Source organism: Streptomyces sp. NPDC059452 (assembly GCF_042750035.1).
Taxonomy (GTDB): domain Bacteria; phylum Actinomycetota; class Actinomycetes; order Streptomycetales; family Streptomycetaceae; genus Streptomyces.
The window spans coordinates 40375-66517 of the sequence record NZ_JBHYVE010000031.1 but is presented as its reverse complement, the minus strand read 5'-3'; the positions used below and the strand labels follow the sequence as shown (position 1 = coordinate 66517).

The following is a 26143-nucleotide window of genomic DNA, read 5'->3' as shown; positions in this document are numbered from 1 at the left end:
TGACCATCCCCGCCATGACCGCTCCCGCAGACCAGGAAGGAGGAACGCCATGTCACTCTCTCTCCGTGCGAGCCGTGCGCGCGCCCAACTGACCATCATGGAGCCGCCGTCGACGGTCGGCGCCAAGCCGGGTGGCCGACTCGCGCAGCTCACCCTCCAGTTCAACCCGTCCAAGCTGTCGCTGAGCAAGAGCACCGAGTGGCGGCGTACTCCGTCGCGGATGGCCGGACAGTCCGCGCTGCCCGAATTCGTCGGGAGCGGGCCCCGGTCGCTCTCCCTGGAGGTCTTCCTCGATGCGACGGCCACCCATGACAACTCCGTGGAGAAGGCGGTGGAGCAGCTGATGACCGCCTGTGTGCCCACGCCGACCAGCCTCGCGCGCAAGACGCCGGCCAGCCCGTGGGTGCGGTTCGACTGGGGCACGTCGAGGACGACCTCGTTCGACGGCGTACTCTCCAACCTCTCCGTCTCCTACACCCTGTTCGACGTGGACGGGAAGCCGCTGCGCGCCACGTGTTCGCTCTCCATCGAGGAGGCGAGCGTCGACCCGGCGGGCCAGAACCCCACCTCGGGTTCGAAGGAGGCCCGGCGCACGCACCGGGTCGTGGCCGGGGACAGCCTGCCGCTGCTCGCCTGGCGGGAGTACGGCGATGCCACCGCTTGGCGGACCATCGCGGAGGCCAACGGCATCGACAACCCGATGCAGTTGGTCCCGGGCAGCGAACTCCTCGTGCCCGGACTGGAAGACCACCTCGCGGAAGACCACCTCGCGGAGGGCCGCCGATGAGCCCCGCGTCCCCGGGGCGTTCCTTCGCCGCCGATCCGATCGTGGAGATACCCGCCGAACTGCCGCTGGGCTGGGCCGCCCAGTTGGTGAGCTGTGTGGTCGACGAGAACGTCGGGCTGCCGGACACCGCCGTGCTGATGTACCGGGACCCGGACCACGATCTGCTCAGCGAGAGCGGGATCACCCTCGGCACTCCGCTGAAGATCTCCGTGGTCACCGTGCAGGAGCGGGTCCGGGAGCGGCTGTTCACCGGGGAGGTCACGGCGATCGAGCTGGACCACGACACCACCGGCACGTTCACCGTCATCCGCGCCCTCTCCAAGGCGCACCGGCTCCAGCGCGGCCGGAAGGTGGTGGCGTACCGGAACATGAAGACGGCGGACATCGTCCGCAAGGTCGCCGCGGGCGCCGGGCTGACCTGCGGCAAGGTCGAGGCCGCGCCGATCACGTACAAGCAGCTGACCCAACCCAACGTCTCCGACTGGGAGTTCCTTCAGCACCTGGCCGCCGAGAGCGGGGCGCAGGTGCGGGTGGACGACGAGGGGGTGCTCCAGTTCACCAGGCCGAAGCCCGCCTCATCGGCGCCCTCGCCCGACACCCGGGCGGCCAGGAATCCGATGGTCCTGGAGTACGGGGACAACCTGCTCTCCCTGCGGGCGGTGGTGACCGGCGCGGACGGGGCGGGCGATGTGGAGGTGCGCGGCTGGAACATCGACACCAAGACGCGGCTGGTGGCGCGGGAGCAGTCCGTGCGCAGCGACACCGTGACCCCGGGGATGAACCCGTCGGTGGCGGCCGGGGCGTTCGGGGCGAGCGCCCGGGTGACCGTCGCCGACACCCCGTACCGGACCCAGGCGGAGACCACGGCCGTCGCCGGGGCGGTGGCGGCCTCGGTCAGCTCGGGCTTCGGGGAGATCGAGGCGGTCGCCTTCGGCAACCCCCAACTGCGGGCCGGGGCGCCCGTGGCGCTCGGCAACGTCGGCCCGACGTTCTCCGGCCGCTACACCGCCACCGCCGCCCACCACGTCCTGGAACCGGACGGCGGCTACCGCACCACGGTGATCGTCAGCGCCTCGCCCGACCGCTCGCTGGCCGGGCTGACCGGCGGCGGGGCCCCCTCGCGCGGTCCGCGCATGCCGGGGCTGGCGATCGGCGTGGTCACCGACATCCGCGAGGGCAAGGGCCAACGGGGCTGGGTGCGGCTGAAGTTCCCCTGGCTCGACGACACGTACGTGACCGACTGGGTCCGTACGGTGCAGTGGGGCGGCAACGGCGGCGGCGGGGTGTTCAGCCCCGAGGTCAACGACGAGGTGCTGGTCGGCTTCGAGCAGGGGCTGCTGGACAGCCCGTACGTCCTGGGCGGGCTGTACAACGGCATCGACCGGCCCTCCGAGCATGACGTACCGCTCGTCGACAAGACCAGCGGCAAGGTCAACCGCCGTTCCCTGGTGTCCCGTTCGGGTAACCGGCTGGAGTTGCTGGACACTCCGCGCGGCCCGTCGGGGGTCCGGCTGGCGAGCGGGAACAAGCGGCTGGAAGTCCTGCTGGACGAACGGAAGAACGAGATCGCCCTGACCGTCTTCGCCCCCGGCTCCCAGCGCCCGCAGAGCTCCGTGACGCTCTCCTCGTCGGGGATCACGCTCGACGCCGGTACGGGGAACGTCGAGGTCAAGGGGCGGTCGGTGACCATCAACGGCAAGACGGGCGTCACCGTGGACGGCGGCCTGCTGGCCGTGCTCAAGGCCAAGCTCATCCGCATCAACTGAACACCCCCTACCCCATCAAGTCCCTTTCACAGCAAGGAGAACCCCGGCCATGCCCCCCGCAGCCCGTACGGGCGACAGCACCGCCCACGGCGGCCTCATCGGCACCCCGCCCCCGGGTGCGGTGGCCGTCGCCACCGTGCTGATCGGCGGCCGGCCCGCGGCCGTCACCGGGAGTCTGCACGTGTGCGTCGTCCCCCCGCACGCGGCGCTCGGGCCGGGCAACCTGATCATGCCCAACCCGGCGGCGGCCGTCGCCGGTCCGGTGCTGATCGGCGGGCTGCCCGCCGCGCGGATGGGTGACAGGACGACCTGCGGCGCGCCCATCATCAGCGGCGCGCCGAACGTCCTGATCGGGGGCCCGATGTGAGCGGCGACGGATACACCGGCGCCCGCAGGGGAACCGGCAGCGGTTTCATCGGGCGCGGCTGGGGCTTCCCGCTGCGGACCGGTCCCACGGGCGGGATCGCCCTGGTCGAGCGGGACAAGGAGATCGAGGAGGCCATCGGCCTGATCCTCGGTACGGCACCGGGCGAGCGGCCCATGCGGCCGGAGTTCGGCTGCGGCATCCACGACTACGTCTTCGCGCCCGGCGACGGCGCGACCGCCGGGCGGATCGCCCAGGAGGTCCGTACCTCGCTGGAGCGGTGGGAGCCGCGCATCGAGGTGACGGACGTGGTGATCGCGTTCGACGCGATCGAGGAGGGCACGCTCTACATCGACGTGCGCTACACCGTGCGGGCCACCAACGACCTGCGCAATCTGGTCTTCCCCTTCTACACGATCCCGTCCGAACCGGGTTCCGCAGAAGGCTCGTTCGAAGCGGGTGTGCGCTGATGGTCCTGCCCTCCCCCAACCTGGACGACCGGCGGTTCCAGCAGCTCGTCGACGAGGCCAAGCGGTACGTCCAGCAGCGCTCCCCCGAGTGGACCGACCACAATGTGTCGGACCCCGGGGTGACGCTGATCGAGACGTTCGCGTACCTGGTCGACCAACTCCTGTACCGGCTGAACCGGGTGCCGGACAAGAACTACGCGGCCTTCCTGGACCTGCTGGGCGTCACGCTCTTCCCGCCGACCGTGGCCCGTGCCGAGGTCGACTTCTGGCTCTCCGCGCCGCAGCCGGAGACCGTGCACCTGTCAGCCGGTACGGAGGTGGCGACCGCGCGCGGGGAGGCGGAGGAGCCGGTGGTGTTCACCACCTCCGAGGATCTGCCGATCGTGCCGAGCGAGCTGGTCCGGCTGGTGACCGCGCCGAAGACCGGCGACCAGACCGACCGCACCGGGCCGCTCGGCGCGGGCAAGGACATCCCGTGCTTCGCGCCGCGCCCGGAGCCGGGTGACGCCCTGCTGTTCGGGCTGCCCACCGCCGTACCGCGCTGCATCGTCGCCGTACGCCTGGACAGCCGCGTGGAGGGCGTGGGTGTCGACCCGCGTCAGCCGCCGCTGGTGTGGGAGGCGTGGGACGGGGCCCGCTGGGTGGAGTGCGCGACCGGTGACGACACGACCGGCGGGCTCAACCGGCCCGGCGAGGTCATCGTGTTCGTCCCGGCCGGGCACACCGCGTCCGTCGTCGCCGGGACCCGGGCGGGGTGGCTGCGCTGCCGGGTCACCGCGCCCGAGCCGGGCCAGCCGTTCTACTCCGAGTCGCCGACGATCCGGGAGGCCGAGGTGTTCACGGTCGGCGGTACGGCCGCCGTCGAGCACGCGGAGACCGTTCTCGACGTGCCGCTGGGGGTCTCGGAGGGCGTGGCCGGGCAGCGGTTCTCGGTGAGCCGGGTGCCACTGCTGCTGGACGGGGAGCCGCCGGTCGTCCAGGTGTCGACCGCCGATGGCTGGCAGATCTGGACGCCCGTCGAGCACTTCGGCGCCTCCGCGCCCGGTGACCGGCACGTGCGGATCGACGCCGTCTCCGGGGAGTTCGCGTTCCCGCCGGAGGTACGGGAGCCGGACGGCACGATGCGCGCGTACGGGGCCGTCCCGGAGAAGGGCGCCCAGCTCCGCGTCCCCCGCTACCGCACGGGCGGCGGGGCGGCCGGGAACGTGGCCCGGGGGGCGATCTCCATGCTGCGCAGCTCGGTCCCGTACGTCGCGGGGGTCGACAACCGGGAGGCGGCGAGCGGGGGTGTCGACGGCGAGAGCGTCGAGAACGCCAAGGTGCGCGCTCCCAACATCCTGCGCGTCCAGGAACGGGCCGTGACCGCGCGGGACTACGAGCTCATCGCCCGTGAGGCCGCGCCCTCCCTGCGCCGGGTGCGGTGTCTGCCCGCCGTCGCGGGCGAGGCCGGTGCGGTACGGGTCCTGGTGGTGCCGGACGCGGTTCCCGACGAGGGCGGCCACCTCCGGTTCGAGCAGCTGATCCCCTCGGACCAGGTGCTGGCGGCGGTCGCGGAACGGCTGGACGAGCGCCGTCTGGTGGGCACCCGGCTGACCGTGGAGCCGCCCGCCTACCAGGGCGTCACGGTGGTGGCCCGGCTGGTCGCGGCCCCGGGCGAGGTGGACCGGGTGCGGGCGGAGGCGCTGGAGGCCCTGTTCCGGCTGATCGACCCGCTGCGGGGCGGTGCGGACGGGGCGGGGTGGCCGTTCGGGAGGCCGGTGCAGTACGGGGAGGTCTTCGCCGTGCTCCAGGGGGTGCGCGGGGCCGGTCTGGTGGAGGAGCTCCGGCTCTTCCCGGCGGACCCGATCACCGGGCGGCGCGGCGGTGCGGTGGACCGGATCGACGTGGCTGCGGGCGCGCTGGTCTTCTCGCACCAGCACCAGGTGATCGTCACCGCGAGCGGACCGGGTGAGGGCGTATGAGCCGGGCCGCCGTACCCGGGCTGCCCAGCCGCTACCCGATCGGCGAGCTGCTGCCCGCCCTGTACGCGGACGACGACCTGGCCCAGCGGTTCACGGCCGGGCTCGACACCGTACTCGCGCCGGTCCTGTCCACCCTGGACAACCTGCCCGCCTACTTCGACCCGGACCTGGCCCCGGCCGACTTCCTGCCCTGGCTGGCGACCTGGGTGGGCGTCGACGTGGACCCGGCCTGGCCGCAGGAGCTGCAACGGGCCCTGGTGGCCCGGGCCGTGGAGCTGCACCGCCGACGCGGCACCCGGCGCGGTCTCGTCGAGCACCTCCGGCTCTGCTTCGGCGTGCACGCCGACGTACGGGACGGCGGGGGCGTGGCGTGGTCGTCCCGGCCGGGTACGGCGCTGCCTCCGGCCCCGACCGGTGAACTGCTCGTACGGGTCTGGCCGGTGGCGCCGGGAGCCACGGTGGACGCGGCGCGCGTCCTGGACGTCGTCATGGGCTCGTGCCCCGTCCACCTCACGTGCCGGGTGGAGGTCCTGCCGGGCCCGCCCGAAGCACCGCCGGAGACGCCCGGGGCGCCTGGGGCCCCCGGCGCTTCCGCAGAGACAGGAGGCTGACGCGATGCGCTCGTGTCCGGCGTGCGGTACGGCCAACGGCGAGAACGACGACTTCTGCGGGAACTGCGGGTCGTATCTGGGGTGGTCCTCGGAGACACCGCGCACGCGGTCGGCACCGGCGGCGGCACCGACGACGGTTCCGGAGCCGGTTTCGGAGCCGGTTTCGGAGCCGGTTTCGGAACCGGAGCCGGTTCCGCGGCCGACGGCTGTTCCGGAGCCACAGCCGGTTCCGCATCCGGCTGCGGCTCCGCAGCCCGTGCCGCAGCCTGCGCCGGAGCCGGTTCCGGCTCCGCAGCCGGAGCCACGGCCTGAGCCGGGCCCTGCTCGGGACCCGGAGCGTGCGCCTGCGCCGGGCCCGGAGCCGGAGCGTGCGCCTGCGCCCGCACCCGTACCCGTACGCCCCGAGAACCCCCCGCAGCCCACCCCCGTACGCCCGGCCGCGCCCGTAACGCCACCGCCCGCACCGCGCGAGGACCCGGCCGAGGCCCCCATCGGGGCCGTCCAGCCCGCCAAGCCCGTCGCCCGGCGGCCCGTCGTGCGGCCGGTGGAGGCTGATGAGGCGCCGGAGGGGCCGCCGTGTCCGGCGTGCGGTACGCCGAACCTGCCCGGGCGGCGGTTCTGCCGACGGTGCGCGGCATCGCTGCGGCCCGAGGAGCGGCCCGCGCCCCTGCCGTGGTGGCGCACCGTGTGGCCGTTCCGCCGCCAGGTGCGGGTCCGGTCGGGGCGGGCGCTGCGGCGTGTCCTGATGGTCCTGGCCCTCGTCGGGCTGCTGTTCGTGGGGTTCCTGTTCCTGCCCGCCGGGCGCGTGCTCTTCGAGGACGTCCGGGACAAGCTCGGCGGTACGGCGGAGATCAGCCCCGCCGGGGTGACCGCGAGCGGCGCGGCCCCCGGCCATCCGGCGCGGGCGGCCGTCGACGGCCTGACCAACAAGTACTGGGGCGCCCCCGCCCTCGGCGCATCCCTGACGTGCACCTTCGGTACGCCGTTCCGGCTGGTCGGGATCGTCCTGCACACCGGGGCATCGAAGGAGCCCGAGGAGTTCCGGCAGGAGCCGCGGCCGACCCGGGCCGATCTCATCGTCACCACGGTGGACGGAACCGTCCACGAGGAGGAGCTGACGCTCAACGACAAGCCGGGACCGCAGACGGTACGGACGGGCATCAGCGATGTCGTCTCCGTACAGATCGTCCTGCGGGAGGCGGCGGGCCGGAGCGGCAGCAGGCCGATCGCGGTGGGCGAGGTCGAGTTCTTCCAGCGCACCTGACACCCGGACCCGACCAGTCCCGGAAGTTCACAACGTACCCAGAGGTGCTCAGGAAGTTTTCAGCGATCACGCACTTTCGGTCACAGTTGACTTCCCTCAACGTTCAACTAGCGGTTGACTGGGCCTCACGCATGGTGATGGGACGGCTCCCGTCGGCCCGTCGACCCTGCTCCGGCACCCCGGCCCCCGGCAGCGGAGAGAGGAGAGCAATGGCCACCTCACCTCGTACGGCCCCCTCTCGGCCGGGTTTCCCGGAAGCCCGGCGGCGGCATTTCCCTGGACCCGCCCCGTACGCGATCCCCAGGAATGCGCCGTCCCCATCATTCACTCCCACTCATTCGACGAGGGGCAGCAATGAGCCATATCGCGTTACCGGCGTTTCACATGCCGTTCCAGAGTGCAGGATGCAATCCGGGCTTGGCCGAAACCCGTCGGGCCGCCTGGGAATGGGCCGAATCGGAAGGGCTGAATCTGTCCACGCCCGCCCGGAAGAAGATGATCCGGACCCGACCCGAACTCTGGATTTCCCTCATCTTCCCGAAGGCGTCCCAGCGCCATCTCGATCTCTTCTGCCAGTGGCTCTTCTGGGCTTTTCTGGTGGACGACGAGTTCGATGACGGTCCGGCCGGGCGTGACCCCCTGATGTGCGAGGCGGCGATCACCCGGCTGGTGGACGTGTTCGACGGGGCCGCACCGCGCGGTCCGATGGAGCACGCGCTCGCCGGGCTGCGCGAGCGGACCTGCCGCGACCGGTCCCCGCAGTGGAACCGGCAGTTCCGGCGGGATACGGCCGCCTGGCTCTGGACGTATTACGCCGAGGCGGTCGAGCGGGCGGCCGGACAGGTGCCGAGCCGGGTGGACTTCGTCAAGCACCGGCGGGATTCGGTGGCCATGCAGCCGTTCCTCGATCTCCACGAGATCACCGCCGGAATCGATCTGCCGGATTCCGCCCGCAGCCTGCCCGCGTACATCGCCCTGCGGAACGCGGTGACCGACCATTCGGGACTCTGCAACGACATCTGTTCGTTCGAGAAGGAGGCCGCACTCGGATACGAGCACAATGCGGTGCGCCTCATCCAGCGCGACCGGGGCTCCACGCTCCAGGAAGCCGTCGACGAGGCCGGAATTCAGCTGGCCAGAATCGCCGAGCGCGTGGTGCGGGCGGAAAAGGAGCTGATCGAGGAAATCGACGCGGCGGGAATCGGCGGCCCGACCCGGGCCGCTCTGGAACGCTGCGTACAGGACTACCGAGGGCTCGTACGGGGCGACTTCGACTACCACGCACGCGCCGAGCGCTACACCCGCCCGGATCTGGTGGAGCTGGACGCACGCGAATCGATGTCCCAGTACTTCGCCGCCTGAGAGGCGTCCGCGGCCGGGGCCTGGAAGGCGGAAGCCTTCCGGGCCCCGAGATCGTTTGAACTCGCCGCGAAGGATCGATCGGATCACATCGTGATCGATCAGGAAAGAAACAAGCCAGGCCGGTAGTGATCGCATGGAACAATGACCCGCGCAAGCATGTCCCGGGTCGCCCCACCGGCCGGGCCGACAACTGCGTCGTGCCCCCGGTCAGCGACTGACCGGTCGGAATGTCATGTCTTCGGAACGCCATGCCTTCCACCACAGTCCTCGGGGAAACCACACACGTGAGATCACAGCGAAGAATATGGACCACGGCTGCCGTCGCCACGGCTGCCGTGACGGGCGTCCTGGTGTTCCAGGGCGTGACGGGCGGCTCGGCCCCCGACGGTGACGGCAAGGCGGAGGCCAAGTCCGCTCCCGTCGAGGCGGATGTGTACCGGACCCCGCTCAGGACCTCCGAGGACGGCAGCTCCGCCTCCCTCCCGCAGCGCTCCACCGAGCCGTTCAGCCTGCTCGGCGTCACCTGGACCGACCCCGCCGCCCAGGTGACCGGCCGGGTCGAGGCCCGTACCCGCTCCGCCGCCACCGGCGAGTGGACGGGCTGGCTGCCGCTGGACACCGAGATCGACGGGCGCACCGAGGCCGGCCGGCCCGGCGTCCGGGGCACCACCGAACCGCGCTGGGTCGGCCCCTCCAACGGCGTCGAGGTCCGGGTCAGCGCCGAGAACGGGGTGAAGGCCGGACTGCCCGCCGGGCTGCGGCTGGACACCGTCGACCCGGGCGGCACCACCACCTCGCTCACCGCCGAACCGGCCGCTTACACCGCCGAACCGGCCGCGTTCGACGCCGAATCTGCCGCCTTCACCGCCCGACCGGCCGCTTTCGCCGTCGAGGAGACCCCCTCGGACGAGCCCTCACCCAGCGAGGAGACCCCCTCGGGTGAGGTGACGGAGGAGCCCGGCGGCGAGGAGACGGATGAGCCGTCGCCCACCCCGACTCCGACCCCGACGACCGCGTCCCCCTCGCCGACGCCCCCGAGCCCCACGCCGAGCCGGACCACCCCGACCCCGAAGCCGACGACCGACACGCCGAAGCCCACCCCCTCCACGACCCCGCCGCTGCCGCCCGGCCCGCCCTCCACGGCTCCGCGGCCGCCGATCGTCTCGCGGGCCGACTGGAAGGCCGACGAGTCGCTCAGCAAGGAGTCGCCGGACTACCTGGACAGGGTCAAGGCGGTCTTCGTCCACCACACCGCGCAGACCAACTCCTACTCCTGCGCCGACTCCGCGGCCATCGTGCGCGGGCTGCACACGTACCACGTGAAGTCGAACGGCTGGAAGGACCTCGGCTACAACTTCGTGGTCGACAAGTGCGGCACGATCTTCGAGGGCCGCAAGGGCGGCGCGGACCGGGCCGTGATGGGCGCGCACACCTACGGCTTCAACCGGGACACCGCCGGGATCGCCGTGATCGGCATGCACACGGACACCAAGGCCGCGAGCGCCGCGACCACCTCGGTGGCCCGGATCGCCGCGTGGAAGCTGGGCCAGTACAAGGGCAACCCGGCCGGCACGGTCAACCTGACCGCCGGGGCGGCGGGCGGGAACTTCTTCGGGACGAAGTTCGCCGCGGGCAAGGAGTACCCCTTCCCGCAGATCTCCGGGCACCGCGACGGGTTCAACACCCAGTGCCCCGGCGGAAGCCTCTACGGACAGCTCCCCGCGATCCGCTCCCTGGCCGACGCGGTCGCCGGTTCGGTCACCGGCCTCACCATCTCCTCGGTGACCGGGGCGAGCGCCTCCGGCTCCACGTACTACACGAAGTCGAACATCACCGTCGGCTGGAAGGCGGCCACCCCCGCCTCCTTCGTCAAGAGTTACGAACTCCTCGTCGGCGGAAAGCCGGTGGCCACCGTCAAGGGCAACGTCACCTCGGCCCCGGCCACCCTCCCGCTCGGCAGGCACTCCGTGCAGGTCCGGGCCACCCACCAGTCGGGCAGGACGACGACATCGGCGCCCGCCACGGTCGTCGCCGAGAAGACGCCCCCCACCTTCACCACCAAGCCCGCCCTCACGCTGCGCACCGGCACGGTGAACAAGGAAGCGGTCCCGCTCACCCTGAAGTGGAAGGCGACCGACTCCGCCGCCCTGAAGGAGGTCCGCCTCACCGCGCCCGTCGCCCGGACGTACGGCCCGACGACGGGCAGCGCCTCGCACACCGCGCGGTCCGGCAAGGCGACCGCCTGGAAGATGACGGCGTACGACCACGCGGGCAACACGGCCGCCGCCACGGTCACCGGCAGCGCGGTCATCCTCCAGGAGTCCGCCGCCAAGAAGACCGGTAAGTGGACGACGAAGTCCTCCAAGAGCTACCTGGGCGGCAAGTCGTACTCCAGCAGCACCAAGAACGCGAGCCTGACCTGGACGTTCACCGGCCGGTCAGCCTCCTGGGTGGTGTCGCGCGCAGCCACTTCGGGGCAGGCATACGTCTATGTCGACGGCAAGAAGGCCGCCACGGTGGATCTGAAGTCCTCCGCCACCAAGTACCGGGACGCGATCTGGACGAAGTCCTGGGCGTCCAGCGGCAAGCACACGGTCAAGATCGTGGTGGTCGGTACGAAGGGCCGCCCGGCCCTCACCACGGACGGGCTGGTCTACCTGAGGTAGGCACACGGCCGGACCACCGCACCGCGAGAGGGGTAGGCACGCACCATGTCCGACATCGGGGCAGGCGCCCGGGCGGGGACTCCCCCGCGGGCCAGGACCGTGCAGGGCACCGTACGCGGTGCGGTGGAAGGGGGTGTCGCGGTCTTCCGCGGCATCCCGTACGCGGCGCCTCCCGTGGGCGCGCGGAGGTTCCGCGCGCCGGAGCCGCCGGAGCCCTGGGAGGGCGTGCGCGAGGCGGTCGCGTACGGGCCGACGGCCCCCAAGCGCCCCTACGCCCCGCCGCTGGACCGGCTGCTGCCGGACCCGGAGGTGGCGGGCGACGAGTGGCTGAACCTCAATGTGTGGACGCCGTCCACCGGGGAGGGCGAGGGGGCCGAGGGGCTTCCCGTACTCGTCTGGATCCACGGCGGTTCGCTGCTGCACGGGTCCTCGGCGGTGCCGGTGTACGACGGGTCCGCATTCGCCCGGGACGGGGTGGTGCTGGTCTCCGTCAACTACCGCCTGGGCATCGAGGGCTTCGGCCTCTTCCCGGACGCGCCCGCCAACCGGGGGCTGCTGGACCAGCTGGCCGCCCTGGAGTGGGTGCGGGACAACATCGCGGGGTTCGGCGGCGATCCGGACCGGGTGACGGTGGCCGGGGAGTCGGCGGGGGCGGTGAGCATCGCCGCCCTGCTGGCCACGGACCGGGCGGCGGGGCTGTTCCGGCGGGCGGTGCTCCAGAGCGGGGCTCCCGCCGCCCTGGACCCGGAGGCCGCGCGCGGGACGACCGAGCTGATCGCCAAGCGGCTCGGCGTCCCCGCCACGGCCGCCGCCTTCGCCGCCGTGGACCCGGAAGCCCTGCTGACCGCGCAGACCGAGGTGACGAGCGGCGGCAACCCGCTGACCGGCCGCAACTCCTTCCAGATCGTGGTGGACGGCGAACTGCTGACCCGGGATCCGGCGGAGGCGCTGCACACGGGCACGGGCACGGCGGCCGGGATCGACCTCCTGATCGGGACGAACACCGAGGAGTACCGGCTCTGGTTCGTCCCCAGCGGCCTGACCGAACGGATCGGCCGCCTCAAGCTCCGCCTCGCCCTGCTGAAGTTCCGGGTCCCGAACGCCACCGCCCGCACCTACCGGGCCAACCGCCCCGACGCCACCCCCGGCGAACTCCTCGGCGCGCTCGCCACCGATCTGCTGCTGCGGGTCCCGCTCAACCGGCTGGCCGACGCGCGGGCGGGCGCGGAGGGGTCCACGTACGTCTACGAGTTCGGCTGGCCCTCCCCCGTACAGCGGCTCGGCGCCTGCCACGCGCTGGAGCTCGGCTTCGTCTTCGACACCCTCGCCCACCCCGACACTCGGGCCCTGACCGGCCCGGACGCCCCGCAGGAGCTGGCAGAGGCGATGCACGGGGCGTGGGTGCGGTTCGCGGCGACGGGCGACCCGGGCTGGCCGTCCTGGGACGCCTCCCGGCCGGTGGAGTTCTTCGGCCCGGACGGACCGGCGCTCGTCCTGGCCCCGCGCGACGACGAGCTGCGGGGCTGGGAGCCGTACCGCGCGAAGTCTTAGGGCCGCATGGAGATCCGGTGCGGGTCTGTACAAGACCTAGGGCCGCATGGAGATCCAGCACGGGTCTGTACAAGACCTAAGGCCGCATCGAGATCCAGTGCGGGTCTCTACAAGACCTAGGGCCGCATCGAGATCCAGTGCGGGTCGGGGACCACGGTCAGGAGCGCCGAGACCACCACGACCAGCCCCAGGACGACCTGTTCGCGGCGGGCGAGACGGTGGGCGAGCGCCGGGTCGGTGTCGCGGAGCATCCGCCGCCGGGCCGCCACCGCCAGCGCGGTGACCACCACCATCAGCGCCAGCTTGACCAGCAGGGTGCGCCCGTAGGCGGAGGTGAACACCACGTCCAGCGGCAGCCGGCGCAGGGTGGAGGCGGTGCCGGTGGCGGCGAGGGCGACGTACAGCCAGATCGCGAGGCGCGCGTACCGGCCGAGCAGTGCGCGGGCGGCGACCGGCGAGCCGCGCCAGAGCCACATGGTCCGCAGGACGTACAGCAGCCCCCCGGTCCACAGAGACGCGGCGGTGAGGTGAACGACGGTGAGGGCGGCGCCGATCTCCGGGCTGTACGCCTCCGGGTGGGCGCGCAGGGCCTCCGCGCCGATGACGACGGCGAGCGGGGCGAGCGCGAGGGCCGGGCGCCTGCTCGCGGCGCAGAGGGCGGCGAGGACCAGGCCGTTGGCGATGAGGAGGAGGAGCCCGCCGTCCCGGGTGGCGTAGGTGTCGGTGATCCCGAGACCGCTGACGGCGGCGAGCTGGACGATCTGCCCGGCCGAGGCGGCGGCCCCGGCGAGCGCGGCGTACACGGCCCAGCTCCGCACGGCGGTACGGGGGCGGCCGCGCACGGGCCGGACGAGCTGCGGGGCGACGAGCTCGCCGAGGTGCAGGGCGAGCGCCGTGTACAGGACGGTACGGAGCAGGGTGGTGAGCCCCGCGCCGGGTATCCGCAGCTCCCCGGTGCCGCGCGCCACGATCCCGGGGCCGAACAGGGCTATGAGGAGCGCCAGGAGACCGGCCGCGACGAGGGCGGCGGTCATGACGGCCCCGGGCCGCCCGGACCGGCTCCCGGTGGGCACGTCGGCCGCCGACCCGTCCATGGGCACCACGACGGGCACCACGACAGGCTGCGCGGCGGGCGGCGTCACAGGCTGCGCGACAGGCGGCGTGGCGGGGCCGGGCTGCGGGGGCGGGGCGGCCGGCTCGGCGGGAGGTCCGGAGAACATCACGGCCCGATCCTCTCCGGTGGACAAACACACAGCAAGCCGCGCAAGACGCGAACGGCGCGAGCGGTACGCCGACGGAGTCAGCTCAGCAGCTCCGTGGCCGTCACCGCGCGCAGCCCGCGCCGGTCGATCTCGGTGAGGAGCAGCGGGAGCGCGGCGACGGTGACGGGGTGTCCGAACCCCATCCCGACCACGGAACCGTACCGGAGCTCGCCCGCCACCTTGCGGGTGACGGCCGGTACTCCGTTCGCCGCGTGGTCCAGCGACTCCACGTCGTACGAGAGAACGTGCGGGTACCCGGCCCGCTGGGCGAGGCGCTGGACGAGCGGGGTGGCGTCCGGGCCGGGTGAGGCGCGGAACCAGGTGCCGATGGAGCCGGTGAGCCGGCGCAGCCGCCGGGCGCACGCCGTGATCTCCTCGTACGCCGTGCGCTCGTCGAGGGTGGTGAGGTCGCGGTGGTTCTGGGTGTGGTTGCCGAGCTCGTGGCCGCCGTCGAGGATGCGGCGGGCCAGCGAGGGATTCGCGTCGAGCCAGCTGCCGACGGCGAGGACCGTGACCCGGGCGCCGGCCCGTTCGATCCGGGCGAGCGCGGCCCGGGCCAGGTCCGGGTCGCCCCGGCCGTCGAAGGTGAGGGCGATCCGGGGCCGGTCGCGGGGGCCGTGGGCGATCTGGACGGGCTGCCCGGGGAAGCGGCGCGGAACGGCGGGAACCGGGACGGATGCGTACGGGGGTGAGAGCGCGGGAGCTCCGCCGGACGCGGCCGCTCCACCCGCCGGACCCGTCGTACAGCCCGCCGTCAGGGCGGCGGCGAAGAGCCCGGCCCCGGCGCCCAGCGCGTCGCGGCGGCGCATCGGCGCCCTGCGTCCGTCCATGCCCGACCACCTCGCGTTCCATGGATTCCCCGGGACACAGTAGAGGCGGAACGGGCGAAATATAACGATTGACCGATTGGCGGAATGATCTATGAATCATTCAGGGCGTGCCATAAGAATGCATGGAAAGCCAGGCGAGTGACCGAGCCCACCTGTGATTCAGCCAGGAAATGCCCGTCTTGTTCGAGAATCACCCGGAATGCATCTTTGGCACCGAGGTCGCCCGTCTGCCATAGTCGGAGCCACGACCCCCATTGACCCGGGCGAGGTCGCCCCGAGCGGCCGTGGACACACCCCACATTCCACGGCCCCCACACAGAAGCCCCCGCAGCGCCGCACCACGGCCGACCGGGGGCTTCTGTGCGTCCGCACGTGTCAGCGGTCGGAGGTGCGCATCTCGAACCAGGTGGTCTTGCCGCGCGGCAGCAGGTCCACGCCCCACCGGTCGGAGAGCTTGTCGACGAGGAAGAGCCCCCGTCCGCTGATGTCCATCTCGCGCACCGGCATCAGACACGGCAGCCCGCGCGAGGGGTCGCGCACCTCGATCCGGATCCAGCCCCGGCGGCGCACCATCCGTAACCCGAAGACGCGGGCGCCGGTGTGGCGCACCGCGTTGCCGACGAGCTCGGAGACGAGGAGCACCGCGTACTCGGCGGTCTGCGGCGAGAGCGCCCACTGCCGGAGCACCACACAGGAGGTGAGCCGGCGCGCGGTCGCCGCGGACTCCGGCCGCGACGGCAACAGGACTTCCTTCTCGGTCGGATTTCCGAACAACTCCAGCGCCTTGAACGCCTGTTCGTCATTCACACCCGACGTCCAGCGCGCCGCGGTCGCGCTACTGCGCGGTCGCGGCTGATCCACATCCTCCAGGCCCGCCATGCCCACCATCATGGACGCACACCTCGCCCTCCGGGGCCGTTCCATGGGAATCCATCACCCGGAACACCCTATTCCACAAGGGGCTGTTGGCATATGTCAGGGGCAGAACGGCCCCCTTCGCAGCCTTCGTGAACTGCGGTGATGCGCCGCCCGCGCGGGATTACCCCGAGGGGAGCGGCACCGGGCCTTAAGGTTGCCTTAAGGCCCGGATAATCCGCTCGGAGGGATGAACCCGCGTCAGAAGTGCATCCGAAAGAGAAAGCCGGAGGACGTCGGAGGAAGTTCAGGGGAGTTCATCAGGGGAAGTCAGGGGAAGTCAGAGAAACTTCGCCTTCCCCGGGCCCTCCTCCACGAAGCTGCGCATCCCGCGCTCGCGGTCCTCGGTGGCGAACAGACCGGCGAACCAGTTCCGCTCGACGGTGAGCCCGGTGTCGATGTCCGTCTCCAGTCCGGCGTCCACCGACTCCTTGGCCGCGCGCAGCGCCAGCGCGGGCCCCTTCGCCAGCTTGGCGGCCCAGGCGTGCGCCTGCTCGTAGACCTCGGCGGCGGGCACCACACGGTCCACCAGACCCAGTGTCAGGGCCTCCTCCGCCCTGACCATGCGGCCGGTGAAGATGAGGTCCTTGGCCCGGGAGGGGCCGATCAGCCGGGCCAGGCGCTGGGTGCCGCCGGCGCCCGGGATCAGCCCGAGCAGGATCTCGGGCTGGCCGAGCTTGGCGTTGTCCGCGGCGATCCGGAAGTCGGCGCAGAGGGCCAGTTCGCAGCCGCCGCCGAGCGCGTAGCCGGTGACGGCGGCGACGACGGGCTTGGGGATGCGGGCGACGGCGGTGAAGGAGTCCTGGAGCGCCTTGGACCGCACGACCATCGCCGTGTGGTCCATCGCCTGCATCTCCTTGATGTCCGCTCCGGCCGCGAACACCTTCTCGCCGCCGTAGAGGATCACCGCGCGCACGTCCTCGCGCCGGGTGGCCTCCTCGGCCAGCTCCCGCAGCCGGTCCTGGACCGCCACGTCCAGGGCGTTCATCGGCGGCCGGTCCAGCAGGATCGTGCCGACGTTGTCGCGTACTTCGAGGGTCACAGTCATACAGGCAGGTTAACCACTGCTAACGCGGGCGGGCCCGGTGCCGTCGGTCACAGCACCGGGCCCGCCGGGGTACAGCCGGAAGTCGGGGGAGGAGGCCCTACTTCTTCCACTCCTCCCAGTCCATGTTCCAGCCGTTGAGGCCGTTGTCCGGCTGGATCTGCTTGTCCTTGGAGTTCTTCACGATGACGACGTCACCGATCATCGACTTGTTGTAGAACCAGGCCGCCGGGGTCTGACTGTCGTAGCCGCCGCGCACATCGCGCAGACCGACGCAGCCGTGGCTGGTGTTGGTCGTGCCGAAGATGGAGGGCGCACCCCAGTAGTTGCCGTGCAGGAAGGTGCCCGAGGTGGAGAGCCGCATGGCGTGCGGCACGTCCTTGATGTCGTACTCGCCGCCGAAGCCGACGGTGTCGCCGTTCATCCGGGTCACCTTGAGCTTCTCGCTGATGACCATCTGACCGTTGTACGTGGTCGTCGCCGGGGCGCCCGCCGAGATCGGGATGTCCTTGATCTCCTTGCCGTCGCGGACGACCTTCATCCGCTTGGCGCTCGCGTCGACAGTGGATATCTGGCTGCGGCCGATGGTGAACGTCACCGTCTTGGCCTGCTGACCGTAGACCCCCGGCCGCCCCTCCACACCGTCCAGGTTGAGCTCCACACTCACCTTGGTGCCCGGCTTCCAGTACGTCTCCGGACGGAAGTCGAGGCGGTCGTTGCCGAACCAGTGGCCCTCGATCTCGACGGCGGGCTCGGCCGTCACCTTGATGGCCTTCTCCACCGCGGCGGGCTCGGTGATGCCCCGGGTGAAGTTGATGGAGACCGGCATGCCGACCCCGACGGTGGAGCCGTCCTCCGGCGTGTAGTGGCCGATGAAGGTGTTCTCCGGCACCAGCGTGGTGAAGGTGGTGTCCTTGGCCGACTCACGGCCCTTCGCGTCCTTGGCGACCGCGTGCACCGCGTACTTGGTGGCGGCGGCGAGGTGCCGCTCCGGCACCCAGCTCGCGCCGTCGGCCGTGACCTCGCCCGGGACCTCGTTGCCCTTGGGGTCGGCGACCTTGACCGTGGTCAGCTTGCCCTGCGCGGCGGTGATCTTCAGCGCGCCGCTGGTCGCCACGGCCTCCGCGCCGTCCTTCGGGGCGATGGTCACCACCGCCTGCGAGGCCGTGGTGTCCTCCGCCGTCGGGCTGCTCTTGCCGGCGTCGCCCTTGCTCTCCGCCTCCGCGTTGCCCCCGCACGCCGTCACCAGCAACAGCATCGCTCCCAGAGCCAGGGCCAGTGGCCCCGATCCGCCGCGCCGCTTCCTGGCCGCCCCGGCCGATGCCCCCGATATCGGCTGCCCGTTCACTGTGGTTCTCCCCTCGCCGGGCCCGGCATCGCCATGGCCCGCACCCCCGCACGCTGCACATGCGCGCTCCAGGCAAGATAATCACACCGTGGACGGGGTGGATCCCCTCCGGAATGTCACCGTTCCGTCCCAACTGAGGGAGAGTGCCGCGCAGGTGGGGCGGGGTGCCGGGGCCCGGGGCGGCCCCGGCGGAGCACCACGGTCTCAGCGCAGGGCGGAGCCCGCCTTCCACTTCTTCCAGCCCATGTTCCAGCCGCTGAGCCCGTTGTCCGGCGCGACCTTCTTGTCCTTGGAGTTGACGACCTCCACCACGTCCCCGATCAGGGTCCGGTCGAAGAACCAGCCGCCCGGGGTGGTGGCGCCGCCGCCCTTCGCGTCGCGCAGCCCGATGCAGCCGTGGCTGACGTTCTCCTTGCCGAAGACGGACTCGTCGGCCCAGTAGTTGCCGTGCAGGAAGGTGCCGGAGGTGGTGAGCCGGATGGCGTGCGGGACGTCCTTGATGTCGTACTCGCCCTTGCCCTCCTCGTCCGTGAAGCCGACGGTGGCCCCGTTCATCCGGGTCACCTCGTGCAGCTCGGTGACGACCATCTTCCCGTTGTACGTGGTCGTCTTCGGGGCCCCCGCCGTGATCGGGACCGTACTGACCAGCTCCCCGTCCCTCCGTACCTCCATGGTCTTGGCCTCCGCGTCCACCAGGGAGACCTGGGAGCGGCCGACGGTGAAGGTGACCGTCTTGTCCTGGCTGCCGTAGACCTCCGGGGCGCCCTCCACGTCCCGCAGCCCGATGTCCACGGTGACCTCGGTGCCGGGTTTCCAGTACGTACGCGGGCGGAAGTCCAGCCGGTCCTTGCCGAACCAGTGGCCGACGACCTCCACCTCCGGTTTCGCGGTCACCCGGATGGCCTTCTGCACCGCCGCGCGGTCGGCGATGGGGCGGTTGAAGGAGAAGGAGACGATCATGCCGGTGCCCACGGTGGACCGGTTCTCCGGTTTGAAGTAGCCGATGAAGCGGTGCTCGGGGACGAGCGTGGTGAACGTGGCGTGGCGGGCCGAGCGCTGTCCGGTCCGGTCCACCGCCACCGCGTCGATGCTGTACTTGGCGGCCAGGGCGAGCCGGGCCGCGCCGGGCTCCGGGTTCCAGGAGAGGCCGTCCTCGGCGATGCGTCCCGCAACCGTCTGCTGCTGCGCGTCCTCGATCCGCATCACCTTGACGCTCTCCAGCCGGCCGTCGGGGATCTTCACCCGGATCCGGGTCTCCGCGTCGACCTCCTCGGCCCCGTTCTCCGGGAAGATGCTGATCACATCCGGGGGAGAGCCCGAAGCGCCGTTGAACAGGGCCTCCCTCGTATCGGTGCATCCGGTCAGCAGGGCCAGCACGGTGAGCAGTCCTGCCCATGTCAGCACGGCGGCCGAGCCCGCCCGTGCGCTCTTCGCTCCATGGTTCACGCTCCCCCAACGACCAGGGCCGGTCGGGGGAAACGTGAGTGCGGGGCCCGTGGTGGGCAGAACAGAGGGAAGGACTACCAGGAGAGGGCCGCGGCCGGGACGTCGCGCGCCCCCTTTCCGGTGCCCGTCCTCATGAGCCGCGGGAGGCGACACGATGTCGAGCGCAGCCGAGCAGGAGGCAGTACAGGACCCGGCCGGCAGGGCGGTGCGGCCCGGAGAACCACCGGGCCGCACCGCACCCGGCACCACAGTCACGGAGGCCGCAAGCACCGTACGTACGCAGGACACGGACCGGCTGCGCCCGGAGACCGCGGAAGCCGTACGGGCCGAGCCCCGGGCCCCCGTCGTGTGGCCCGGGGCGCCGATGCCGCTGGGGGCCCGGTTCCGGGTCGGCCCGGACGGGGTGGCGGGCACCAACTTCGCGCTCTGGGCGGGCGGGGCCGAGGCGGTCGAGCTGTGCCTCTTCGACAAGGACGGCGCCGAGACCCGCTGCCCGCTGACCGAGCTGACCCACGAGATCTGGCACGGCTTCCTTCCGGGCGTCCGGCCAGGTCAGCGCTACGGCTACCGGGTGCACGGCCGCTGGGACCCCTGGACGGGCGCCCGCTGGAACGCGGCCAAGCTGCTGCTCGATCCGTACGCCCGTGCGGTCGACGGCACCTTCACCCTGCCGCCCGAGGTCTACGGGCACGTACGGGACTGGCCGGACCAGCATGTCGCCGACACCGTGCGCGACAACCGGGACTCGGCTCCGTACGTCCCCAAGGGCGTGGTCGTCCACGATGACGACGACTGGGTGGAGGACCGGCGCCCCAAGACCCCGTGGGCCGACTCGGTCATCTACGAACTCCACGTACGCGGCTTCACCAAGCTCCACCCGGACATCCCGCCCGAGCTGCGCGGCACATACGCCGGGCTCGCGCACCCGGCCGCGATCGAGCATCTGACCCGGCTCGGGGTGACCGCCGTCGAACTGCTCCCGGTCCACCAGTTCGCCCACGAGGACCATCTGCTGCGGCGCGGGCTGCACAACTACTGGGGCTACAACTCCATCGGCTACTTCGCCCCGCACGCCGACTACTCCGCATCCGGCTCGGCGGGCGGGCAGGTCGGTGAGTTCAAGCGGATGGTGCACGCCCTGCACAGCGCCGGGATCGAGGTCATCCTCGACGTCGTCTACAACCACACCGCCGAGGCGGGCGAGCTCGGCCCGATGCTCTCCCTGCGCGGTATCGACAACCGGGGCTACTACCGCCTCCAGCAGGACCCCCGCCGCTACGCCGACTACACCGGCTGCGGCAACACCCTGCACGTCGTCCAGCCCCAGGTGCTGCGGCTCATCACCGACTCGCTGCGCTACTGGGTCACCGAGATGGGCGTCGACGGCTTCCGCTTCGACCTGGCCGCGGCGCTGGCCCGCTCGATGCACGATGTCGACATGCTCTCCCCGTTCCTCGCGGTGATCGCCCAGGACCCGGTGCTGCGCCGGGTCAAACTGATCGCCGAGCCGTGGGACGTGGGCAACGGCGGCTACCAGGTAGGCGCGTTCCCTCCTCTGTGGACCGAGTGGAACGACCGCTACCGGGACGCCGTACGGGACTTCTGGCGCGGCGCGCTCCCCGACGTACGGGATCTCGGCTACCGGCTGACCGGCTCCAGCGACCTCTATGCCTGGGGCGGGCGCCGCCCGTACGCCTCGGTCAACTTCGTCACCGCGCACGACGGCTTCACCCTGCGCGACCTGGTCTCCTACGAGCACAAGCACAACGAGGCCAACGGGGAGGGCAACCGGGACGGGACGAGCGACAACCGGGCGTGGAACTGCGGGGCGGAGGGCGAGAGCGAGGACCCGGAGATCAACGCCCTGCGCCGCCGCCAGCTCCGTAACCTCCTCACCACCCTGCTGCTCTCCACCGGGGTGCCGATGCTGGTGGCGGGTGACGAGATGGGCCGTACGCAGGGCGGCAACAACAACGCGTACTGCCAGGACAACGAGATCGGCTGGCTGGACTGGTCGCTCCTGGAGCAGCCCGAGTGGCGGGAGCTGACCGCGCTGACGGCCCGGGTGCTGAAGCTGCGCCAGACCCATCCGGTGCTGCGGAGGCGGGCGTTCTTCTCGGGGCGGGCCCAGGCGCCGGACGGGCTGCGGGACCTGGCCTGGTTCACCCGGGACGGCCGGGAGATGACGGAGGGCGACTGGTACGCGCCCGCCGCCACGCTCGGGCTCTACCTCTCCGGCCGGGACATCCCGGGACGGGACGCGCGGGGCGAGCCGGTCACCGACGACAGCTTCCTCGCCGTCCTGCACGCGGGCGCGGAACCGGTCGCCTTCGAGCTGCCGGGTGCCCCGTGGGCGGCCTCGTACGAACTGGTCCTGGACACCTCCCGGGAGGACCAGGCCGAACCGCCCGGCACGGTCCTGGACGGCGGTACGGAGCTGAGCGTCCCGGCCCGCTCGGTGCTGCTGCTGCGGGTGACCGCGTAAGGGCCCCTTCTCGGCGGGGGACCAGCGGGGGACCAGCGGGATCAGCGGGGGATCAGCGGGGGATCAGCCGAGGATGCCCCGGTCGTAGCCGACGGCGACGGCCGCGGCCCGGTCCTTGGTGCCCAGCTTGGCGAAGATGTGGGTGAGGTGGGTCTTCACGGTCGCCTCACTGATGAAGAGTTCGGCGGCGATCTCCCGGTTCGTCGTGCCCTTCGCCACCAGCACCAGCACCTCGCGCTCCCGGGCGGAGAGGGAGGCGTCGGCGGGGGCGGCGGGGGTACGGACCCGGGTCATCAGCCGGGAGGCGACGGCGGGCGACAGGACGCTGCGCCCGTCGGCGGCGGCCCGGACGGCGGCGAACAGCTCCTCGCGCGGGGCGTCCTTGAGCAGATAGCCGGTGGCGCCCGCCTCGATCGCGGGGAGCGTGTCGGAGTCGGTGTCGTACGTGGTCAGCACCAGGACCCGGGCCCGGGAGCCGCGCCGGGCCAGCTCGGTGATCGCGGCCACTCCCCCGCCGCCGGGCATCCGCAGGTCCATCAGGACGACATCGGGGTCGAGACGCTCGATGACGGCGAGGGCTTCGACCCCGTTGGACGCCTCGCCGAGGACCTCGAAGCCGGGGGCGGCGGTGAACATGCCGCGCAGCCCGTCGCGGACGACGGGGTGGTCGTCGACGAGGACGAGGGTGATGGTGCGTGCGGGGGCGCCTGCGGGGTTCTCGGTCATGGCACCCCCACCGTACGGCCGGTCACACGTGCCTGACCAGGGGCACCCGGGCCGAGACCGCCGTGCCGGCGCCCGGCTCCGACTCCACCTCCACCGTGCCCGCGATGCGCTCCGCGCGGGCCCGCATGCCGCCGAGGCCGAACCCGCCGGTGCGGCCGACGGGGGCGGCGGCGCCCGGGTCGAAGCCGCGGCCGTCGTCCCGTACGTCCAGGGTCAGTTCGTCGCCCATGAAGGAGAGCGTGACCCCGACCCTGGAGGCTCCGGCGTGCCGGCCCGCGTTGGCCAGGGCCTCGCCCGCGATGCGCAGGAGGGTGGCGGCGACCTCGTCGTGGACCGGTTCGGCGGTGCCGGTGACGGTGAAGTCGGCCCGTACCCGGTGCTGCTCGGCCCAGGTGGCGACCGTCTTCTCCAGGGCGCCGGTCAGCTCGTCGTGCTCCAGGGCGGCGGGGGCCAGGTTGTGGACGGAGCGGCGGGCCTCGCCGAGGCTGTGCCGGGCCAGGGCGGCGGCCCGGTCCAGGTGGACACGGGCGGTGGCCGGGTCGGTGTCCCCGGTGGAGGTGACGACCTGGAGCTGGGCGATGATGCCGGTCAGCCCCTGGGCGAGGGTGTCGTGGATCTCGGCGGCGAGCCGGCGCCGCTCGTCGTCGACCCCGGCCTCTCGGGCCTGGACGAGGAGCTGGGCGTGCAGGGCCGCGTTCTCCGCCATCGCCTCCTCCAGCCGGAGGTTGGTGCGCTCCAGCTCGGCGATGGTCGCGACCTGGACACGGGCCTTCTCCTCCTCCCGCATCCCCACGTACCAGAAGAAGAGGACGAGGGCCGCGTTGACGACGTACAGCACGCCGAAGGCGACCCAGTTCATCAGGGAGGCGGGCGGCAGCCCTCCGCTCTGCGAACCGGCCAGGGTGACGGCGGTGGTGAGCAACCCGACGCGGACGAAGCGCTTGGGCAGCAGGGGTTCGACGTCGAAGTAGCTGAGCGCCGCGTAGATCGCGAAGAACGGGTTGAGCCAGGACAGGGCGAAGGCGAGGGCGGTCCTCACGACGTAGTAGGCCACCCCGGCCGGGGCCGCCGGCGCGGTACGCGGGCGGACCCGGCCCCACCAGATCTGGAGCCCGTACGCGGCGGCGGCCAGGACCCCGGCCGCGTACATCTCGGTACGGGTCATGACCAGGTCGGCGGCGACGGCCGCGACGAGGGTGGACAGGGTGAGGACGGCGTAGGGCCCGTACCGGTAGAACTGCTCCCAGCGGTCCTCGATGGTGCGGGGGCCCGTCGCGCCGGACGGGTGCGGGGAGCGGGGCGGCTGCGTCATGCGGGCAGTCTCCCCCCGGGTGCGGGCCGCCGTCACGCCCGGCCCGGGCACGGACCGGACCTCGGCCTCCGTCACCCCGGTCACTGCCACCGGAAGAGGCGGCTCGCCGTGAAGCCCAGCAGCGCCGTCCACAGCGCGACGATCCCGAGGTACACCCAGCTCGGCCACTGGCCGGAGGCGGCCTGGTCCAGGGCCTGGGAGGCGGCGCCGAACGGGGTGATCTCCACGATGCGCCGCAGGGTGTCGGGCATCGCCCGGACCGGGAGCCAGAGCCCGGAGGTGAACATCATCACGAGGTAGGCGACCGAGCCGACGGCGGTGGCCGCCTTCGACGTCCGGGACAGGGCGCAGATCGTCGCCCCCAGGGTCAGTACGGCGGTGGTCGCGAGCAGCAGCGCCAGGAGGTATCCGGCCAGGTGGCCGGGCAGCGCCACTCCGTAGGCGAGGCCCCCCACGGCGGTGACCAGGATCGCGGAGCCGAGGGCGGCGGCGCCGTGCAGGGCGATCTGGGCGGTGAGGAGGGCGGAGGGCCGCACCGGGGTGGTGAACATGCGGCGCAGGATGCCGCGTTCGCGGTAGGCGGTGAGGACCGGGGGCATCGCCTGGAGCCCGGCCATGATCATGGCGAGCAGGATCGAGATGGGGACGTACAGGTCGATGACGCGCCGCCCGCCGAGGTCCTCCTGGGGTTCCCTGAAGGGCGGGACGAAGCCGAGGATCACCAGGAGGACGGAGGGGAAGGCGAGGATCCAGAAGAGGCTGCCGGGTTCGCGGAGGAAGAGCCGGGTCTCGGCGAGCAGGACGGCCTTCAGGGGGCTGTGGCGGGCGGTGGAGACTGCGGCGGGGGCGGCCGGGGCGGCGGCGGTGTCGGAGGAGTTCATGTCAGGCGTCCTGTCCGGTGAGATCGAGGAAGGCTTCGTCCAGGCTGGTCTCGGTGATCCGCAGTCGCTGGGCGGTGACGCCGAGTCCGGCGAGCAGGGAGATGAGCGGGGTGACGGTCTCGTCGGTGGCGTGCAGGACGAGGACGCCGGAGGCGTCGGGCGGGGTCACCGATTCGACGCCCGGCAGCGCGGCGAGCCGGGTCAGCTCGGGCCCGGTCGGGGTGCGGGAGGGGACGAAGGAGAGGACGGTGGAGCCGGTGGCCTGCCGGATCAGCCCGGACGGGGTGTCCAGGGCGACGACCTTGCCCCGGTCGATGACGGCGATCCGGTCGCAGAGGCGCTGGGCCTCCTCCATGAAGTGGGTGACGAGCAGGACGGTGACCCCGCTGTCGCGGATCTCCTCGATGAGCTTCCAGGTGTCGCGGCGGGCCCGGGGGTCCAGTCCGGTGGTCAGCTCGTCGAGGAGGACGACCTTCGGGTTGCCGATCAGGGCGAGCGCGATGAACAGCCGCTGCTTCTGGCCGCCGGAGAGCTTGGCGAAGCGGGTGGTGAGCCGGTCCACCAGGCCCAGCCGCTCCACGAGGGGCCGCCAGTCGGCGGGGGACGGGTAGAAGGCGGAGTAGAGCTCCAGCGCCTCCCGTACGGTCAGTTTGGCCTGGAGCTCGCTCTCCTGGAGCTGGGCGCCGAGCAGGTGCGTCACCCGGTCGTGGTCGGCGACGGGGTCGAGCCCGGCGACCCTGACGGTGCCCGCGTCGGGGATGCGCAGGCCCTCCACGCATTCGACGGTGGTGGTCTTGCCCGCCCCGTTGGGGCCGAGGATGCCGAAGATCTCCCCCTCCTCGACGGAGAAGGAGACGCCGTCGACCACATGACGGCCCGCGTAGGTCTTGCGCACCCCGTTGACTTCGATGATTGCCATGCCCCCAGGGTTCCGGCGGGCGGGTCCGGGCGGTATCCACCATCACGCTCGACGCTCCATCAACCGATCGGAGGATGCGCGGGTACGACCTTCCCCGGGTGCACGGCGGCCACGGCGGCGGCGGCACGGCATCCACGGCGGCGGCCGCACGGCGGCCACGGCTCCGGCGGAA

Annotated in this window: 21 protein-coding genes; 11 read left to right on the top strand and 10 right to left on the bottom strand. The window is 72.2% G+C overall.

Features of this window, described 5'->3' with window-relative positions; translation table 11 throughout:
* Positions 1 to 49: 49 nt before the first annotated feature.
* From ACFW9Z_RS30935 to ACFW9Z_RS30890, 10 genes are all read left to right on the top strand, one after another.
* On the top strand, positions 50 to 787 hold the full coding sequence (locus ACFW9Z_RS30935) for a LysM peptidoglycan-binding domain-containing protein (RefSeq protein WP_384645933.1): 738 nt from the start codon (positions 50 to 52) through the stop codon (positions 785 to 787).
* On the top strand, positions 784 to 2553 hold the full coding sequence (locus tag ACFW9Z_RS30930) for a VgrG-related protein (protein WP_384645932.1): 1770 nt from the start codon (positions 784 to 786) through the stop codon (positions 2551 to 2553). The genes ACFW9Z_RS30935 and ACFW9Z_RS30930 overlap by 4 nt, the downstream gene beginning before the upstream one ends.
* A gap of 49 nt (positions 2554 to 2602) precedes the next feature.
* The gene (locus tag ACFW9Z_RS30925) at positions 2603 to 2920 is read left to right on the top strand and encodes a PAAR domain-containing protein (RefSeq protein WP_384645930.1); all 318 of its coding nucleotides are present in this window, start codon (positions 2603 to 2605) and stop codon (positions 2918 to 2920) included.
* Positions 2917 to 3387, top strand: a complete 471-nt coding sequence (locus tag ACFW9Z_RS30920; protein ID WP_384645928.1) for a GPW/gp25 family protein — start codon at positions 2917 to 2919, stop codon at positions 3385 to 3387. The genes ACFW9Z_RS30925 and ACFW9Z_RS30920 overlap by 4 nt, the downstream gene beginning before the upstream one ends.
* Positions 3387 to 5348 carry a putative baseplate assembly protein gene (locus ACFW9Z_RS30915; RefSeq protein WP_384645927.1) on the top strand — a complete coding sequence of 654 codons (1962 nt, stop codon included), beginning with the start codon at positions 3387 to 3389 and terminating at the stop codon, positions 5346 to 5348. The genes ACFW9Z_RS30920 and ACFW9Z_RS30915 overlap by 1 nt, the downstream gene beginning before the upstream one ends.
* Complete coding sequence (locus tag ACFW9Z_RS30910; RefSeq protein ID WP_384645926.1) at positions 5345 to 5959, top strand: phage tail protein I; 615 nt, start codon at positions 5345 to 5347, stop codon at positions 5957 to 5959. The genes ACFW9Z_RS30915 and ACFW9Z_RS30910 overlap by 4 nt, the downstream gene beginning before the upstream one ends.
* 685 nt (positions 5960 to 6644) lie before the next feature.
* Positions 6645 to 7223 carry an NADase-type glycan-binding domain-containing protein gene (locus ACFW9Z_RS30905; protein WP_384645924.1) on the top strand — a complete coding sequence of 193 codons (579 nt, stop codon included), beginning with the start codon at positions 6645 to 6647 and terminating at the stop codon, positions 7221 to 7223.
* 384 nt (positions 7224 to 7607) lie between these two features.
* Entirely contained in the window at positions 7608 to 8585 is a 978-nt protein-coding gene (locus ACFW9Z_RS30900) for a terpene synthase family protein (protein WP_384645923.1), read from the top strand.
* 284 nt (positions 8586 to 8869) lie between these two features.
* On the top strand, positions 8870 to 11251 hold the full coding sequence (locus ACFW9Z_RS30895; protein ID WP_384645922.1) for a peptidoglycan recognition protein: 2382 nt from the start codon (positions 8870 to 8872) through the stop codon (positions 11249 to 11251).
* Positions 11252 to 11296: 45 nt separating this feature from the next.
* A complete protein-coding gene (locus ACFW9Z_RS30890; RefSeq protein ID WP_384645921.1) occupies positions 11297 to 12802 on the top strand; it encodes a carboxylesterase/lipase family protein in 1506 nt (501 codons plus the stop codon).
* Positions 12803 to 12918: 116 nt separating this feature from the next.
* Here ACFW9Z_RS30890 and ACFW9Z_RS30885 read toward each other — a convergent pair whose 3' ends face one another.
* From ACFW9Z_RS30885 to ACFW9Z_RS30860, 6 genes are all read right to left on the bottom strand, one after another.
* The gene (locus tag ACFW9Z_RS30885) at positions 12919 to 14022 is read right to left on the bottom strand and encodes a CopD family protein (protein WP_384645920.1); all 1104 of its coding nucleotides are present in this window, start codon (positions 14020 to 14022) and stop codon (positions 12919 to 12921) included.
* Between the two features lie 80 nt (positions 14023 to 14102).
* Positions 14103 to 14894, bottom strand: coding sequence for a polysaccharide deacetylase family protein (locus ACFW9Z_RS30880; protein ID WP_384645918.1), 792 nt, complete (start codon positions 14892 to 14894; stop codon positions 14103 to 14105).
* A 375-nt stretch (positions 14895 to 15269) separates the two neighbouring features.
* Positions 15270 to 15785, bottom strand: coding sequence for an ATP-binding protein (locus ACFW9Z_RS30875; RefSeq protein WP_384645917.1), 516 nt, complete (start codon positions 15783 to 15785; stop codon positions 15270 to 15272).
* Positions 15786 to 16089: 304 nt separating this feature from the next.
* Positions 16090 to 16857 carry an enoyl-CoA hydratase/isomerase family protein gene (locus ACFW9Z_RS30870; RefSeq protein WP_384645916.1) on the bottom strand — a complete coding sequence of 256 codons (768 nt, stop codon included), beginning with the start codon at positions 16855 to 16857 and terminating at the stop codon, positions 16090 to 16092.
* A gap of 97 nt (positions 16858 to 16954) precedes the next feature.
* Positions 16955 to 18202, bottom strand: a complete 1248-nt coding sequence (locus tag ACFW9Z_RS30865) for an Ig-like domain-containing protein (protein ID WP_384645915.1) — start codon at positions 18200 to 18202, stop codon at positions 16955 to 16957.
* A 204-nt stretch (positions 18203 to 18406) separates the two neighbouring features.
* Positions 18407 to 19648: an Ig-like domain-containing protein gene (locus ACFW9Z_RS30860; RefSeq protein ID WP_384645914.1), complete on the bottom strand. Its 1242-nt coding sequence runs from the start codon at positions 19646 to 19648 to the stop codon at positions 18407 to 18409.
* 154 nt (positions 19649 to 19802) lie between these two features.
* Here ACFW9Z_RS30860 and glgX point away from each other — a divergent pair, with 154 nt between their 5' ends.
* Complete coding sequence (gene glgX / locus ACFW9Z_RS30855) at positions 19803 to 22133, top strand: glycogen debranching protein GlgX (protein WP_384645913.1); 2331 nt, start codon at positions 19803 to 19805, stop codon at positions 22131 to 22133.
* A gap of 63 nt (positions 22134 to 22196) precedes the next feature.
* Here glgX and ACFW9Z_RS30850 read toward each other — a convergent pair whose 3' ends face one another.
* The 4 genes from ACFW9Z_RS30850 to ACFW9Z_RS30835 form a co-directional block, all read right to left on the bottom strand.
* Positions 22197 to 22859 (bottom strand): response regulator, encoded by a 663-nt coding sequence (locus ACFW9Z_RS30850; RefSeq protein ID WP_384645912.1) that lies wholly within the window; start codon positions 22857 to 22859, stop codon positions 22197 to 22199.
* Between the two features lie 22 nt (positions 22860 to 22881).
* The gene (locus ACFW9Z_RS30845) at positions 22882 to 24171 is read right to left on the bottom strand and encodes a sensor histidine kinase (protein WP_384645910.1); all 1290 of its coding nucleotides are present in this window, start codon (positions 24169 to 24171) and stop codon (positions 22882 to 22884) included.
* Positions 24172 to 24251: 80 nt separating this feature from the next.
* Positions 24252 to 25052, bottom strand: coding sequence for an ABC transporter permease (locus tag ACFW9Z_RS30840; protein WP_384645909.1), 801 nt, complete (start codon positions 25050 to 25052; stop codon positions 24252 to 24254).
* Between the two features lies 1 nt (position 25053).
* Positions 25054 to 25971, bottom strand: a complete 918-nt coding sequence (locus tag ACFW9Z_RS30835) for an ABC transporter ATP-binding protein (protein WP_384645908.1) — start codon at positions 25969 to 25971, stop codon at positions 25054 to 25056.
* Positions 25972 to 26143: the final 172 nt, after the last annotated feature.

What these genes read in the sequence shown, in the direction of transcription:
- ACFW9Z_RS30935 (WP_384645933.1), top strand. Translation starts at nt 50, where the DNA reads ATGTCACTCTCTCTCCGTGCGAGCCGTGCGCGCGCCCAACTGACCATC.
- ACFW9Z_RS30930 (WP_384645932.1), top strand. Translation starts at nt 784, where the DNA reads ATGAGCCCCGCGTCCCCGGGGCGTTCCTTCGCCGCCGATCCGATCGTG.
- ACFW9Z_RS30925 (WP_384645930.1), top strand. Translation starts at nt 2,603, where the DNA reads ATGCCCCCCGCAGCCCGTACGGGCGACAGCACCGCCCACGGCGGCCTC.
- ACFW9Z_RS30915 (WP_384645927.1), top strand. Translation starts at nt 3,387, where the DNA reads ATGGTCCTGCCCTCCCCCAACCTGGACGACCGGCGGTTCCAGCAGCTC.
- ACFW9Z_RS30910 (WP_384645926.1), top strand. Translation starts at nt 5,345, where the DNA reads ATGAGCCGGGCCGCCGTACCCGGGCTGCCCAGCCGCTACCCGATCGGC.
- ACFW9Z_RS30900 (WP_384645923.1), top strand. Translation starts at nt 7,608, where the DNA reads ATGCCGTTCCAGAGTGCAGGATGCAATCCGGGCTTGGCCGAAACCCGT.
- ACFW9Z_RS30890 (WP_384645921.1), top strand. Translation starts at nt 11,297, where the DNA reads ATGTCCGACATCGGGGCAGGCGCCCGGGCGGGGACTCCCCCGCGGGCC.
- ACFW9Z_RS30885 (WP_384645920.1), bottom strand. Translation starts at nt 14,022, where the DNA reads ATGTTCTCCGGACCTCCCGCCGAGCCGGCCGCCCCGCCCCCGCAGCCC.
- ACFW9Z_RS30880 (WP_384645918.1), bottom strand. Translation starts at nt 14,894, where the DNA reads ATGGACGGACGCAGGGCGCCGATGCGCCGCCGCGACGCGCTGGGCGCC.
- ACFW9Z_RS30875 (WP_384645917.1), bottom strand. Translation starts at nt 15,785, where the DNA reads ATGATGGTGGGCATGGCGGGCCTGGAGGATGTGGATCAGCCGCGACCG.
- ACFW9Z_RS30870 (WP_384645916.1), bottom strand. Translation starts at nt 16,857, where the DNA reads ATGACTGTGACCCTCGAAGTACGCGACAACGTCGGCACGATCCTGCTG.
- glgX (WP_384645913.1), top strand. Translation starts at nt 19,803, where the DNA reads ATGTCGAGCGCAGCCGAGCAGGAGGCAGTACAGGACCCGGCCGGCAGG.
- ACFW9Z_RS30850 (WP_384645912.1), bottom strand. Translation starts at nt 22,859, where the DNA reads ATGACCGAGAACCCCGCAGGCGCCCCCGCACGCACCATCACCCTCGTC.
- ACFW9Z_RS30845 (WP_384645910.1), bottom strand. Translation starts at nt 24,171, where the DNA reads ATGACGCAGCCGCCCCGCTCCCCGCACCCGTCCGGCGCGACGGGCCCC.
- ACFW9Z_RS30840 (WP_384645909.1), bottom strand. Translation starts at nt 25,052, where the DNA reads ATGAACTCCTCCGACACCGCCGCCGCCCCGGCCGCCCCCGCCGCAGTC.
- ACFW9Z_RS30835 (WP_384645908.1), bottom strand. Translation starts at nt 25,971, where the DNA reads ATGGCAATCATCGAAGTCAACGGGGTGCGCAAGACCTACGCGGGCCGT.